The sequence below is a fragment of the Rhodothermales bacterium genome (assembly GCA_040221055.1).
Classification (GTDB): Bacteria; Bacteroidota; Rhodothermia; order Rhodothermales; family UBA10348; genus 1-14-0-65-60-17.
On sequence record JAVJVN010000009.1, the window covers coordinates 440,345 to 455,393 of the forward strand.

Sequence of the window (15,049 nt, forward strand, 5' to 3'; positions counted from 1 at the left end):
GCCAATAAGAAGGAGACAAGAGGACCGAATCCCGGTTCGTCAGTTGTTTCCGCGACTGGAACGACCGCGCGACGAGGAGGAATCATTGCCCGATTTCCGGGTTGGCGGGCTGGCAGAACGGGTCGGTGCCGTGGATCGGGCAGGCGTGGCTGAACGGGTCGGAGTCGACCGGGTTGCCGGCCGCGCGGAACGAGTCGGAGTCGAATCGGATGCCGGTCGAGCAGACCGCGTCGGAGTCGATCGGGTTGCCGGGCGTGCCGAGCGACTCGGCGTCGTCGATCGGGCCGGAGTGGCCGATCGGGTCGGGGTCGAACGCGTGGAACGGGTCGGAACCGTGGTCCGGGTTCCCCGCGTTACGGTCCGGGTCCGGGAATCGTCCGTCGTGCGGGTAATGGTTGAGCGGGTGGTCCTGCGGGCCGCGTCGCGTCCCACCGCCGAGCCTGACGAACCCACGGACACCACGTTCCGGTCGCTGAACGAACCGCTGCCCGTCAACGTGCTGCGGCTGCCCACCAGCGTACCCTCGCGTCCGCCCCGGGCATCGCCCGATCGTCCGTCCAGGGCATTCCGGGTCATCGTGGAACCACGTGGGCCGTAATTCTGATTGTCGCGGACGCGGACCCCACCGGATCCCCCATGATACCCGCCATAATACCCGCCGTAGTAGCCGCCATAGTAACCCGAATGGAACGCCCAGGTCGGGAAATACGAGTAGAATCCGGGATAGCCGTAGCTGCCCCACGCACCGTATCGCCCCCACGAACCAAAGCCGACCGTCAACGAGAAGCCGGAACCGTATCCACCGTATCCGAATCCGGAGCGGCAATAGCCCCAATCCCAGCACGGATCGTACACGCCTACGCCATAGAGTGGATCGTAGAACTGGGAGAAATAGCCGCGGTACGCATACGGCTGGTGCGCGTACCAATCATAGCCGGCCTCATAATAGTCCTCATCGACAGTGCCGTCATCATAGTATTTGGTGACGACCACATCACCGTCCCGCTCATAGTCGGCTTCCACGCGGGCGAGCCCCTGTGGATTGGGGTCGAGGGCCGCGATCTGGGTATAGCACCCCGTGAGCATGGTTCCCGCCAGCAAGAGAACCACGAGCGGACCCAAGCGGGCCAGCCGGCCTGACGAAGCAAACAGGGATCTGGAAGCGGATGGGGACGGCGCGGTTCTCATGACGTTCGTTGGCGACGGTTTCAGTAACTTGCGACCTCTACGGATCAGGTTAGCGTTCCGCAGTGATTTTGTTTCAATGAATAGTGACGCAAATACCGGACCAAGAGGGTCATTGACCCGATTGGCGTGTATATACGGCCCTGATGCACCCCCCGCACGTTTTCAACTGTATTCGATTGACCTCACCGACTGTACACTATGGCTGACGCTATCACGCCGCGCGACACCGATTACTCCCAGTGGTACCTGGACGTCGTAAAGCACGCCAAACTGGCTGACTACTCCCCTGTCCGTGGATGCATGATCATCCGGCCCACCGGATATGCCCTGTGGGAAAACATGCAGGCCGCCCTCGACGCCATGTTCAAGGAGACGGGGCACGAAAATGTGTACTTCCCGCTGTTCATTCCGCAGTCGTTCCTGGCCCGGGAAGCGGATCATGTGGACGGATTCGCCAAGGAATGTGCCGTCGTTACCCACTCCCGTTTGATGGTGGATCCGGAGAAGGGCCTGGTCGTCGATCCGGACTCCAAGCTGGAGGAGAACCTGATTGTCCGGCCGACGTCGGAGACGATCATGTGGGATACGTACGCCCGCTGGATCCAGTCCTGGCGCGACCTGCCGTTGAAATACAACCAGTGGGCGAACGTGGTCCGGTGGGAGATGCGTACGCGCATGTTCCTGCGCACCATGGAGTTCCTGTGGCAGGAAGGGCATACGGCCCACGCCACGGCAGAAGAAGCCATGGACGAGACGCGGCAGATGCTGGATGTCTATGCCACCTTCGCGGAGGAATGGATGGCCATGCCCGTCATCAAAGGCGTCAAGAGTGCGAGTGAGCGGTTCGCCGGCGCCGTGGATACGTTCTGCATTGAGGCGCTCATGCAGGACGGCAAGGCCCTCCAGGCCGGAACCAGCCATTTCCTGGGCCAGAATTTCGCCAAGGCCTTCAACTGCACGTTCCAGAACAAGGACAACGAACTCGAGCACGTGTGGGCGACATCCTGGGGCGTAAGTACCCGTCTCATCGGCGCGCTCATCATGGTCCATTCCGATGACAAGGGGCTCGTCCTGCCGCCCCGCCTGGCCCCTACCCAGGTGGCCCTCGTCCCCATCTACCGCAAGGACGAGGAACGCGACCTGGTCCTGGCTGAGGCGCGCATCATCGAAAAAGAGCTGAAAGCCGCGGGCATCCGGATCCATGTGGACGACCGCGACGGTTTCCGGCCCGGCTGGAAGTTCAACGAATACGAAGTGCAGGGTGTACCCGTCCGCCTGGCCATCGGCCCCCGCGACGTGGCGGCCGGGACCATTGAACTGGCTCGGCGTGACACGGGCGAAAAACAGTCTGCTTCGCGGGAAGGACTGGCCGCCCTCATTGAACGCACGCTTGCTGACATCCAGCAGGGTCTGTACGACCAGGCGCTGGCCTACAGGGAAGCCAACACCCGGTCCGTGGATTCCTACGATGATTTCAAAGAGGTGCTGGACACCCATGGAGGATTCGTGCGCATGCACTGGGACGGCACGGCGGAAACCGAGCAGCAGATCAAGGAAGAAACCAAGGCGACCATCCGGTGCATCCCCCTGGAAGGCACGTTTGCGGATGATGGTGAGCCGGGCGCCGATCCGGTATCCGGAAAGCCGTCCAAGGGTCGCGTGGTCTACGCCCGGGCGTACTGAGCCATGGCGGACTATCCGGCAAAGCGCAATCCCCTGGACCTCACTGGCCGAATGTCACGGCCGTGGATCCTGGCCTTGGTCGTGATCGGCGCCCTGGCGGCGTGGATCCTGCTGTCCGGGTGCGCAGGGGAAGCCGGGGTGGATTCGACGTACCCGTACGCTTCGGTGACGTCGCTCCCCGAACCCACGCTTGGAATCACCGGCCGGATAGACGTATGGCCGGTGATGCCCTCGGAGCACGTGGAGCCGCGGGAAGTCCAGATCTGGCTGCCGCCCGGCTACGAGGACGCCCCGGAGGCCCGGTACCCGGTCGTCTACGTCCATGACGGGCAGAACCTGTTCGATCCCTCCCGCTCGCCCTTCAGCGCCCACGACTGGGCTTTGGACGAGATCATGACCGCGCTCGTGGATACGGGTGCGGTTCGCCCGGCCATCGTGGTCGGCATCGAGAGCCGCGGCATGCGAATCCTGGAAATGGCCCCCGAGGACATCATGACCGGGGTTTTCCCGCCCGATACCCTGGCCGAGGCCCGCCGCCAGTTGGAAGCGGGTGTCGGCATCCCGGCGTCGGCCCCGCTCCTGGGCAATGAATACCTGGCGTTCGTGGTGGACGAAATCATCCCCCGCGTGAACGCGGAGTACCGGACGCTGACCGGACCGGAGAACACGTTCATCATGGGCTCCTCCATGGGCGGCCTGGCCTCCATCTATGCGCTGGTGAAACGACCGGACGTGTTCGGCGCCGCAGCCGCCCTGTCCACCAGTTGGCACCTCATGGGAGACTACATGCTGGACTGGATTGCCGCCGAGTGGCCCCGGTCGGCCGACGTCCGGCTCTACATGGACCACGGAACCGGCGCGTCGGACCGGTCGGTTGCTCCGTACCAGAATGACATGGATGCGCTGCTGGGAACGCTCGGCGCATCGTACACCTCCCACGTCTTCGAGGACGCCGAACATTCGGAAATCGCCTGGCGAATGCGAGCGCATCTTCCCCTTCAATATCTGTTGGGGCGTGTTGACCCATCCCGGGCATCGGATTGAAGCCGTTTGCGGACGTCATATCGCTCGTCATCAATCCGCTCGTCCTGCCACCGATCCTGCTGGCCCTGGTCGCGGCACATGTGGGTGCCCCTCCCTCTGAAGTGCGCACCGTCGCCATCCTGGGCACCGTGCTGTTCTTCCTGCTGCCGCTCGGCTGGCTGTACCTGATGGTCCGGATGGGCACGGCAGCGACGTTGGATGTGCGCAACCGTGCCGTACGGCAGGGTCCCCTGGCCGTCGGTCTGGCCCTCATGCTGTTCGCTGCGACGGCTTATTGGTTCATGGCACCGGTGTCGCGGGATCCGGTTGTGGGGCTGACGCTCAGCCTGGCACTGAATACGTTCCTGGTCATGAAAATCACGGGATATGTCAAGATTTCCATCCATGTGGCGGGCGTGGCGGGCTTCGCGGCCATGCTGGGGACGCTTTCGGCGCTGGACCCGGCGTTCGGCCAAGGGCTGCCCGGGCCCGGCATGTGGCCCTTCTGGCTGGCCGTCCCCATCGTGATGTGGGCCCGGGTCAAGGCCGAAGCCCATGTGCGGGCGGAGGTTGTTCTGGGCCTGCTCTTCGGCCTGGTGATCCCACCGCTGGAGGTCCTGGCCCTTCACGCACTCGGTTTGTTGTAGAGCGGGAACGCGGATTGTCGGACATCGTCTCATGGCTCGAACAAACCGGTATGGCTTCTCGGACCTGCGTTACGGATTTCCCAACATTGCGACCTGCGTCGCCCGCCCTCCGTTTCCCATGTCCATGCTGAAGGGGTTGTTAATTCCGTTGTTGATGCTCGTGGCCATCCTTCCGGATGCCCACGCCCAGGAATGGGGGGCCGTGACGGGCCGCGTGCTCGCCGCAGACAACGGTTTTCCGTTGCCAGGAGCATCGGTGGTCGTCCACGGTACGAATTTCGGAACAGCCAGCGATACGGACGGCCGGTACGAACTCCGGCTTCCCATGGGGCGATTCGTGTTGCGCTATTCGGCGATCGGATTCGTGACCCGGCTCGATTCCGTGGTGGTGGAGCCCGGACGGGTCCAGGTCCGCGAGGTGCGCCTCGAGCCACGCACGGTCGAACTCGGGGGGGTGACCGTCGAAGCCCGGGCACCGGTGGAAGCCGGCGTCTTTGAAATGACGCCGGAAATGATAGCAGCGGTTCCGGTGCCCGTGCGGGATGCCCTCCGGGCGCTGCGGGTGTTGCCGGGCGTGTCAGCCACCAACGAGTTGTCGAACCAGTTCTCCGTGCGTGGAGGCGGTTACAACGAAAACCTGTTCTTCATCAACGGCTTCGAGATCTTCCTGCCGTTCCGACCGCGTACGGGCGAGCAAGAGGGGCTCTCGCTCGTGAATGCCGACATGGCCGACCGGGTCACGCTCTACACCGGCGGATTCCCGGCGCGGTATGGCGGCAAGCTGTCCTCGGCCGTGGATGTGCAGTACCGCCGTCCGCAGCGCACGGACGACTCCCTCCGCGTGAGCGCCTATGCCTCGCTGCTGGACTATGGCCTGTCCGCGTCATCCGGCTTCCTGGACGGGCGGCTCGGCGTGAGCGGGAGCCTGCGATCGGCCCAGGCCCGGCATTTCTTCGCGTCACAGGAATTGAAGGGCGTGTATGATCCCCGGTACCTGGATGCCCAGCTCTATACGGGCTTCGAGTTCGCGGTGGGGCATGAAATCGAGTTGCTGGGCATGCTGGCGTCGCACGAGTTCGACCTCGATCCGAATGGCCGGAAGACCTTCTTTGGCACGCTGTCCCAGAACGAGGGTCTTTCGCCGTCCAACCTGCAATCGCTCTGGGTATCGTTCGACGCCGACAACCGTGAACGGGATGCGTATACGACGGCCTTCCTGGGTGGGCGGCTGTTCACCCGGTTGACACCGGGCTTGCGCACCGAGCACAGCCTGAGCGTTTTCGATACGGACGAAACGGAGTTCCTGGATCTGTCCGGGACGGCGTTGCTGTTCCAGGTCGATCCGGGTTCAGACAATCCCCAGGACGGGGACGGCCTCTTCCCTACCGGGGCCAGCCGACAGGAGGATGCGGCAGACAACCGGGTCGGCGTGCGTGCGGTGTCGGGGGACGGCCGATGGATCCTGACCGGTCAGCACCACGTCGGGGAAGCCGGATGGAGCATCCGCCGGCTGGCCTTCGATGATGTCCTGCAGGAAAAAAGTGTCGTCGTGGGCCGGGGACTGAACGGGGACGTGGTCCGGATTGTCGCCGACAGCCTGAACGACGCGACCTCGTTCTCCGCATGGCAGGCCAGCGCCCACGTGCAGGACGCCCTGGACATGAATCGGGCCGAGCCGGGCCGGCTCGTTGCGACGGGCGGGCTGCGGGCGGACTACTATTCCTTCACGGGCGAATGGACCCTTTCACCCCGCCTGTCCTTCACCGTACGCAAGAGTCCGGAAATCACGTGGTTCGGATCGGTCGGCGTGTATTACCAGGCGCCGACCTACCGGGAGTTGCGCGGCAAACCGGAAGTCGGAGAAACTATCCTGGGCGCGCTCAACCGGGACCTGAAATCCCAGCGCTCCGACCAGGCCGTATTGGGCGCCGAGTATTTTTTCCCGTCCCGACGCCTGTACCTGCGCGGCGAGATGTACTACAAGCGCATATCGAATCTGATTTCCTACGACGTGGAGAACGTCCGCGTGCGCTACAGCGGGGAGAACGATGCCCGGGGCCGCCACGTGGGCATGGATCTCCAGCTGCGGGGCGAGTTGGTGCCGGGTCTGGAAAGTTGGGTGAACTACAGCTTCCTGGTCGCCCGGGAGGAGTTCCGCAGCGCATTCTCGACGCCCCGCAACGACGGCATCATACCCCGCCCCACCGATCAGCGCCACACGCTCGCCCTCTTCGTGCAGGACTACATTCCGAGCGATCCCACGTGGAAGCTGCATATGCGGACCCTCTTCGGATCGGGCCTCCCGTATACCCCTCCGGTACCCGGTCCGGAAGTCGGAAACATCGTCACTCAAGCGCCCGGAGACCGGTTTTCGGCCCGTTTCCCCCGGTTCTTCCGGTTCGACATCGGGGCCACGAAGGAAATCCCGCCTTCCGTGACCGGCTCCCGCCTGGCATTCGACCTGACGGCGGAAATCCTGAACCTGTTCAACATGACCAATACCGTCGCGTACTCCTGGGTACCGGATGCGACGGGCATCTGGCAGCGGGTGCCCACGCGACTGACGCCCCGTCTCATCAACGTGCGGGCGTCCGTGCGGTGGTGAGAATGACCTGCCCGGGGTTATGCCTGGCGTGTTCGTGTGTCTGTTCAGGTAATGACACCATCTGACCGCCTCCCATCCCCCGTGCTCCATCGCGTTTTTCCGGTCCGCCACCGCGCTCTCGGATGGCTTGGCATGCTGGGCGTGGTGGTGTTGACGTGGTTTGTGGCCTCGGCCCATTGCCGGAGTCCGAAAGACACGGAGACCGCATATCTGTCTGGGGATTACGATGCGGTGATCAGCCGATTCAAGGACGACGAATCCCTTGACAATGCCTTGTTGACGGGCCTGTCCTATATCGCCCAGCAACGATACGCCGAGGCGAACCTGCTCTTTTCCCGCATGCCCGGGGAGGATGCCGCCGCTTCCGTGGTGAGATCCTGTGGACTGCTGGAAATGGAAATCCGACTGGGTCGATACGATCGCGCCGGGAATGCCCACGCAGACTGCAGCACGGCCGTGGCCTCCAATCCGGGAGAGCGATCGTGGATCCTGGCGTACGGCTTGCACACGCTCGGTTACATGGAACACATGAATGCGGCGTACGAGGCGGCCACCATCCTGTACCTCCAGGCTCTGGATGCCAATCCGGCCGTCAGTGACCTCGAACAGTATTTCGAACTGAATACCCGCAACAACCTCGGAAACGTGTACTACCGGACCGGGCAATCCGCGCGCGCCCTTTCCACCCACCGGGAGGTCCACGCGCGTCGTGTGCGGCTGCTGGGACCGGACCACCCGAAAACCGGTGGCTCCATCGGCAACCTGGGAAACGTCTATACCGCTATCGGCGAGTACGAAAAGGCGTTGTACTTCCACGAGCGGGCTGCCGACATTTCCCGTCGGAACGCGGGTCCGTACGACCCCGAATACGCCTATTCACTCAATAATATCGGATTGGCCCTGGTCCAGCTGGACCGCAACCAGGAAGCCATCGACTACCTGGAGCGTTCCCTTTCCATCAAGAAGGTGGTCCAGGGTGACAGCAGCGCGACCCTCATCAACACCCTGGCGAACTTGACGGCCGCCCACATCCGCCTGAATCAGCTTGAGGAAGCCTCGCATCATGCTGAACTCGCCACACGTCTGGCCGGTATTCACCAGTTGACCGATTCTCCGGGAATGTGGGAATTCGAAATCGACCGGTCGAAACTGCTGGCCGTCTCATCCCGCATTCCGGACGCCATCAACGGCCTGGAAAAGGCATGGTCGTCCGCCGTAGCCAACAAGCACCCGGTTTCATTCCGGATTGCCAACACGCTCGCCGAACTCCAGCTCCGTACGCACAACACGGATTCTGCGCGGCAGTACCTGGACTGGATAGATGCCTGTGTCCGGACGTGTCCGTGGTCTCCTGTATCGGACTCCACGTTGCACGAGGATCCGCCGGTCGAGGAGAGCATCCGGCAGTGGCTGCAGGCGCATTTGCTGGAGTTGTCCGTTCCCACGGCGGCAACCGCGGCCCGGGCGGAACGGGCGGCACGAACGGCCGAGCGGCTCCAGTCCCCCCTTTGGTCCCTGAAATTCGACCGCCTGTGGTACACACAGGCCCATGGGCTGTACACCGGACTCACCGACCTTGCCGTTCGCGCATCCGCCGTGGAGGACGCCTGGCGGCACGTGGAATCCCGCAAATCCTTGTTCGTCCGTCGCGTCCAGCGTGAGCGGGCCCGAACGCTCGGGGACACGATGTCCGAGCTCATGCAGGTCGAGTCGGAACTCGCCATCGCAGAGGCCGGTCCTTCGGAATCCAACATGGTATCGGACCTGATTGCCGAGCGCGTGCAGCTCCAGCTGGCGTTCGAACGGGCAGCCGGAACGGAAGATGGTCCATCCGATATCCACATACCGGTCGGTGTACCGGCCATACAGGAACGGCTGGCGGCCCTGGACGCCACGTTCCATCACTATTTCTGGTCGAGCCCTGCACCCGACAGCCTGCGTCGACTGCATGCCATCGTGGTCTCTCCCGATTCGGTCAATTTGGTGGCCCTGGGCACGGCCCGGCAGATCGAGCCGGCCATTGCGGCATTCATGGAAGCCATAGGAGCCGGGAACCGGTCCGTGGTCGAGCAGACCTCAAGGCGGTTGTCCGGGCTCATGTTGGAGCCCCTGCTGCCCCTGACCACGACCCCTGTGCTGGTGGTATCGCCGGATGACGGACTCTACAACCTGCCCTTCGAGTTGCTGTCCTATGATTCCGGCAAACCGTTCAGTCACCTGGTGGAACGCCACGCCATTGTTTACGCCCATTCGGCGGGCAGGCTGACCGGATTGTCAGACTGGACCGTGATGGCCCCCGGCGCAAGCATGCAGATTTTTGACGTCCCGTTCACGGGCGCGTCCGGGTCCCATCCCTCACGCCCGGCATCCTTGCCCGGTGCGGCGCGGGAAGCCGACGCACTCCAACGGCTGATGTCGATACGACCGGACATCCAGGTCCGCCGCGCGTCGAACGTGGAAAAGGGGACGTTCCTCCGACAGGCGACCCGCGCCACGGATATCGTCCACCTGGCCACCCACAGCCGGTTCGACCCCCTCACACCCCACGGGTCGGGCATCCTGTTCAAACCGGGGGAAGCATCTCCTGCGTCCGGTGTGCTGACGCCGGCTGAAATGGCGACCCGGTCCCTGCCTGTCCGGCTCCTGGTCCTGAGCTCGTGCGAATCGGCGCGAAGGACCGGTGGCCTGTCGGCCGCCTTCGATTTCAGCATTGCGTTGAGCATGTCGGGCGTGGAACAGGCCCTGGTGTCAAACTGGGCAGTCGACGACGCCGCCACGACTGAATTCATGGTCCGATTCTATGCGCGCATGCTGGACGGCGAATCGCCACCCATTGCGCTTCAGCGGACCAAGCTGTCGTTTGCTCAGGAGCCTGCCTTGCTTTCCGACCCGTCCATCTGGGCGGCGTTCGTGTTGACCATCGTGTAGACGAGCGCGACAAACGGTCCGAGTGCGAGCACGGCGAAGGCCCACCGGTAACCGACCCCGTCGATCATGACCGGCACGATCTGGAGCGACACGACCGTTATCAGGAACCCGATGCTGGTCTGTACCTGGAGGGCCGTACCCAACCATTCCGGATCGGTGTGTTCCGAAACCATTGCACTGAACTGCGCACTGTCCGCGACGACGAAGAATCCCCAGACCAGGCACAGCACGGTGAGGATCAGTGGATTCCCATAGGCGAATCCGACAACCAGGCAACAGGCTCCCGAAACGGCCAGGGACGTATTCGTCACGGGAAGTCGACCGCGAGTGTCCGCAATGCGTCCGGCCAGAATACAGGCCGCACCACCCGCTGCGAACATTCCGAACGCCGACATCCGGGCACCCCATAACGGCCAGCCATGGGACTCCCAGGACGACAGCAATACAATGGGTGCCCATGCCCAGACGGCATACAGCTCCCACATGTGACCGAAATAGCCCACATTGGCCACACGGGCACCCGGACGTTGGAATCCCTGGAGGGCGTGTTTCCAGTGGAAGGCCGTGCTGCGGACGGTGAACGGCCCGGTCTTCACCCAACCCACAGCCAGGATGGCAGCCAGGATGGCCAGCACGGCCGTCCAGGCCAGCAGCCCGCGCCACGGAATGGTCGCCGAGAAGGCACCGATCAGATGGGGCACCCCAGAGCCGACGGCCAGTGCTCCGACCAACAGGCCGATGTTGAACCCGCGGCGTTCCCTGCTCCAACTCGCCATGATTTTCATGGCGGGAGGATACACGCCGGCCAGTGCAACCCCCGTCAGGAAGCGAAGGATGACTACGGACGCAACCGACTCCGACAATGCGGCAATGGCCGCCGTCGCAAGGGCGGCCAGGAACGCACTTGCACCCACGACCCGGGGCGCAGGAAACCGATCCGCCAGGTTGCCCACCGCACTCAACATGGCACCCACCACGAATCCGAGCTGGACGGACATGGTCAGCCATCCCAGGGTCGCGGCCTGCAGCCCCCATTCAAGGGCCAGCTGCGGCACGATGGCTGAAGCGCTGAACCAGACGGCCATGGCCAGCAGGACCACGAAAGCCAGCAGGCCGATCTGGGAACGGGCACCCGTCAATCTTCGTCCAGGATGTTTTCAATCCGTACGGACAGGTCCTCCAGGTGTGCCCTTGTGACGGCGTCGGTCGTCCGGGAAGCCGCACGGTCGACCATGGACTCCAGGGTCGAGAGTTCCGCCCGGACCAGGGCCGCAACATCCGATCCGGTGTCCCCTTCACCTTCCAACAGCGTAGCGAGGCGGGCGACATATCCGCGTTGGAGGTTCCGTCGATAGGCATCGACGGGCGAAGCTGCCCTCAGCTCCGAAAACACGGCACCACGCGCATCCTCAAACAACATGGGGACTGAATAGGCACCCTCCACCCCGTAGACCACCTCGGTCTCGATCATCCGCGCCATTCGAGACGCGTTGAAGAGCTGTGCCAGCCCGCCGACCTGGTAGCCCCGTACGCGGTCAATCGTACCGGTGGACTCCAGCAACTGGACGATTTCGGGACGCACCAACCAATGGGGCGTCGTGAAGACATGATCATTCATCCAGGCCACAGCCCGCTTTTGCCGATCGGCAGGTACCGGTTCGTAGACCACTCCGTCCTGATCCGAGGTCTTCAGCGTTTCGTAGATCCCTCCGACGTTCCGTACGACGTGGCCGATGTACCGGTTGTACTGACTGCCGACATTCTGGTACAGCTCGGCCAGTTCGTCGAAATCCTCGCCCGTTTCGGCGCTCCACTCCGGAATCCGGTCCAGGATGCGCTGAAGATTCAGGATCCCGAGCCGACTGGCCTCCATTTCGTCGTTCGAAATGTTCTCCGTCTGGCTACGGGGATCGCTGGCCACACTGCGCCCGAACCAATAGCGGTAATCGCCGGCCCGCTCCTTGACCCATGTATTCAAGGTCACGGCCTCCTGGTCTGCCGTTGCTTGGTCATCGAACCAGGAATACGTCCATTTGGTGGCCCATTTATCGTAATCACCGACCATGGGTCCGAACTGGGTCACACCGTCTTCGGGCTGTGCCACATAGTTGAATCGGGCATAATCCATGATGGACGGTGCCGTGCCGTGCGTCGCCGTGAAAACAGGGTCCCGCAGTTGTTCGACCGAAAAGGCATAGGAAGACCCCATGTTGTGCTGGAAGCCGAGCGTATGACCGACCTCGTGGGCAGACACGAACCGGACCAGTTCGGCCATGACCTCATCCTCGAACGTGGCCCCCTGAGCAGCCGGGTTCACGGCGGCGGTCTGGATGAGATACCAGTTCCGGAGCAGGTTCATCACGTTGTGATACCAGTTGATGTCACTCTCCAGGATCTGGCCACTCCGGGGGTCGTGGACATGCGGGCCCGAAGCGTTCTGTATGGACGATGCAAAATACCGGATGACCGAGTAACGGGCGTCTTCAGGGGAAAAATCGGGGTCTTCCTCCGTCGTGGGAGCCATCTTGGCAATGATGGCATTGCTGAAACCGGCCACTTCGAATGCCGGCTGCCAGTCTTCCACACCCTGCATGAGGGGCTTACGCCATTTTTCCGGCGTGTTGGCATCGATGTAGTAGACAATGGGCTCGACCGGATCCACCAGTTCCCCGCGCGCATACGCCTCGGGGTCACTGGGCTCAAGCTTCCAGCGGGTCACGAAACAGCGGTCCTCGACTTTCTGCTGATCGCTGGAATACTCGGAGAAACGGACGGAGAACAATCCGACGCGATCGTCGCAGTACCGGGGCTTCATGGGCTCGGCCGGCAACAGCAGCATGGACTGCGCCATTTCAACGGAAATGGTGTTCGTAGAGCTGTTGGAGGGCGGATTGGCGGCCTCGTACGTGAGCAGGTGACGGACTTCCACGTTTTCGGGGAAACTCTTGACCGACGAGATATGGGAACGGGACCGGTCCAGTCGCCGGACCTGATACGAAGACCTGCGGGAGGACTGCAGCCCGAGCGACGGTACGTCGTCCAGGAAGAGATCCGTTGCGTCGATGACCACGCCAGACGTGTCCGCGTTGAACGCCTCAATGTCGAATGCCTTGATGATGGGCTCCAGGTTCGAATTGCGGACGGCCTGGTAAATGGGATCGTCCTCGTCCGCCTGGTTCTCATATCCGACCACCCTCAGCAGGACCCGGTCTTCGTTGCGCTCCCAACGGACCACCTGTGTATTGGCCTTCTGCCCACCGTAGCCGATGTTGTTCGCCGTCCGTGCAATCCGCGTAACCAGCAGGAATTCCCGGTCCATCCACTCGTCCGGAATCTCGAACCAGACCGAACCGTCGTTCCGGTAAACGGTGAAGATACCCTCGTCTTTTTCGAAATCGGTCTTGATGACGGATCGGAAGGCCTTCGGGCCGTCGGTGCTCTTGGTGGCAAAGGGACTTTCGGTGGATGCGGTGGTGCTGGCCTGCCTGGATCCGGTACAGCCGGAGCCCAGGAGCAGGATCATGGACAGGAAGAAAAGCCCGAGTCGGGTGGATGCAGTTCGAGGCATCGTTGTGGGGGTTGTGCTGCTGCAAAAAATGGACCCACAAGGTACGGTCCAGCGACGTTCATCGCACCAACGCAGACACGACGGCGACCAGTCGATCGGTCTGTGAACGGATGTCGTCCAGGTACACGAAGGAGGAATACATATTGACGGGCTGGGCTGAGGTCATCTCCAGCGCCTGCCGGTGCGCCGGATCCCGCACCTCATAACGGTACTCGTGCAGACCTTGCTTGACGAGCACGGACTGCTCGTACCACGCGTCCTCGGCATTCCACGTCATGAGGCGGTCCGCATGCCACCCGTTGAACGTACCGGCAATGGAAACGCCTCCCGGGATGGGTTGACCCGTCAATGTCCTGAATCGGAACGTGGTTTCCACGTATTCGGCGCGCAGAGCGGCATCCATTGCGCCTGGAACGGCTCCTTCCACTACCGGCTGTCCGTTCAGGAAAGGGGCCAGCGAGGACCCCGGGAATTGCGCCTGGTCCGGGGTCAGCCAGACCCGCCAGGGCGTGCGGGATTGATTGGTGCGTTCAATGGACCCGCCGGTTCGGACATCTCCCAGATCCAGGAACCACCGGGCTCCACCCGGGACGAAGGCATCCTGGGGTTCGAGATAGAACGACAGGTCCGGATTGGCCGCCAGGGAGGGTCCATCGGCGCATCGTGCGCCCGCGAAATCGGCGTTCCTTGTGAAACACACGTCGTAGTTGAAGGCGTCGACCCCGGGATCGGTGGGTCGGAACTGGACAAGCGGTTGGATACCCCGGAAACGCGATCCGATATTGAGCACATCATCCAGTCGCATATCCACCGGAAACGCCTGTTCCGACACGAAGAAAACCCGTTCAAACAAGACCTGGTCTTCCCTCCCCTGCTCGGTCACGCGGAGCACATAATTGCCGCTCACCGTGAAGTCCACGGCGTCGTTCGGAAACCGGTACTCGTAATGGGTAAACGGCGTCAGCGTGCCAGCGGACGGACGGTAATCCAGGATGGTGTCATGCATGAAGCGATCCATGTATTGGGCCGGTGACAGATCCTCCCGCCACTCCCGGTCCATGTGCCGGAAATAGACTGAAACCGGCCGGGCACCTCCCCCTTCTCCGGATTCCACCAGCGAATCATCCAGGATGTCAAACGCGACGCGGACGCTCTCCCGTTCGCCCAGAACAATCACCGGGAGAGTGTTCTGTCCCCCCGATCCATGGATCTGGATCGTGCGCACGGCCGGGTGATCCGGAGAGAGGCCCGGGCCCGGAGGCTGGGCCACACCCGGTTTTTCGGCGCGTCGATCATCGGAGACCTCTTCCGTCGACGCGCATCCGGTCGCGGCCAGCAAGAGAAGGATCAGCCATCCGGTAAAAAGTCGATCGCGCATGGGATACTGATTGTCGGAAAAGACGCTTG

General features: G+C 62.7%; 9 protein-coding genes. 5 read left to right on the top strand and 4 right to left on the bottom strand.

Annotation, left to right across the window (positions count from 1 at the left end):
* Positions 1–39: 39 nt before the first annotated feature.
* On the bottom strand, positions 40–1,188 hold the full coding sequence (locus tag RIE53_04530) for a hypothetical protein (GenBank protein MEQ9103942.1): 1,149 nt from the start codon (positions 1,186–1,188) through the stop codon (positions 40–42).
* Between the two features lie 198 nt (positions 1,189–1,386).
* Here RIE53_04530 and proS point away from each other — a divergent pair, with 198 nt between their 5' ends.
* From proS to RIE53_04555, 5 genes are all read left to right on the top strand, one after another.
* Positions 1,387–2,871: a proline--tRNA ligase gene (gene proS, locus RIE53_04535; protein ID MEQ9103943.1), complete on the top strand. Its 1,485-nt coding sequence runs from the start codon at positions 1,387–1,389 to the stop codon at positions 2,869–2,871.
* A 3-nt stretch (positions 2,872–2,874) separates the two neighbouring features.
* Positions 2,875–3,915 carry an alpha/beta hydrolase-fold protein gene (locus tag RIE53_04540; GenBank protein MEQ9103944.1) on the top strand — a complete coding sequence of 347 codons (1,041 nt, stop codon included), beginning with the start codon at positions 2,875–2,877 and terminating at the stop codon, positions 3,913–3,915.
* On the top strand, positions 3,912–4,541 hold the full coding sequence (locus tag RIE53_04545) for a hypothetical protein (GenBank protein ID MEQ9103945.1): 630 nt from the start codon (positions 3,912–3,914) through the stop codon (positions 4,539–4,541). Before RIE53_04540 ends, RIE53_04545 begins: the two co-directional genes overlap by 4 nt.
* 118 nt (positions 4,542–4,659) lie before the next feature.
* A complete protein-coding gene (locus RIE53_04550; GenBank protein ID MEQ9103946.1) occupies positions 4,660–7,146 on the top strand; it encodes a TonB-dependent receptor in 2,487 nt (828 codons plus the stop codon).
* An 81-nt stretch (positions 7,147–7,227) separates the two neighbouring features.
* Positions 7,228–10,074, top strand: a complete 2,847-nt coding sequence (locus tag RIE53_04555) for a CHAT domain-containing tetratricopeptide repeat protein (GenBank protein MEQ9103947.1) — start codon at positions 7,228–7,230, stop codon at positions 10,072–10,074.
* On the opposite strand, the gene RIE53_04560 is transcribed toward RIE53_04555, so the two are convergent.
* From RIE53_04560 to RIE53_04570, 3 genes are all read right to left on the bottom strand, one after another.
* Entirely contained in the window at positions 10,011–11,213 is a 1,203-nt protein-coding gene (locus RIE53_04560; GenBank protein MEQ9103948.1) for an MFS transporter, read from the bottom strand. The genes RIE53_04555 and RIE53_04560 overlap by 64 nt on opposite strands.
* Positions 11,210–13,597, bottom strand: a complete 2,388-nt coding sequence (locus RIE53_04565) for a zinc-dependent metalloprotease (GenBank protein MEQ9103949.1) — start codon at positions 13,595–13,597, stop codon at positions 11,210–11,212. The genes RIE53_04560 and RIE53_04565 overlap by 4 nt, the downstream gene beginning before the upstream one ends.
* A gap of 103 nt (positions 13,598–13,700) precedes the next feature.
* On the bottom strand, positions 13,701–15,020 hold the full coding sequence (locus RIE53_04570) for a DUF5103 domain-containing protein (GenBank protein ID MEQ9103950.1): 1,320 nt from the start codon (positions 15,018–15,020) through the stop codon (positions 13,701–13,703).
* Positions 15,021–15,049 lie beyond the last annotated feature (29 nt).

What these genes read in the sequence shown, in the direction of transcription:
- RIE53_04530 (MEQ9103942.1), bottom strand. Translation starts at nt 1,188, where the DNA reads ATGAGAACCGCGCCGTCCCCATCCGCTTCCAGATCCCTGTTTGCTTCG.
- proS (MEQ9103943.1), top strand. Translation starts at nt 1,387, where the DNA reads ATGGCTGACGCTATCACGCCGCGCGACACCGATTACTCCCAGTGGTAC.
- RIE53_04540 (MEQ9103944.1), top strand. Translation starts at nt 2,875, where the DNA reads ATGGCGGACTATCCGGCAAAGCGCAATCCCCTGGACCTCACTGGCCGA.
- RIE53_04550 (MEQ9103946.1), top strand. Translation starts at nt 4,660, where the DNA reads ATGTCCATGCTGAAGGGGTTGTTAATTCCGTTGTTGATGCTCGTGGCC.
- RIE53_04565 (MEQ9103949.1), bottom strand. Translation starts at nt 13,597, where the DNA reads ATGATCCTGCTCCTGGGCTCCGGCTGTACCGGATCCAGGCAGGCCAGC.
- RIE53_04570 (MEQ9103950.1), bottom strand. Translation starts at nt 15,020, where the DNA reads ATGCGCGATCGACTTTTTACCGGATGGCTGATCCTTCTCTTGCTGGCC.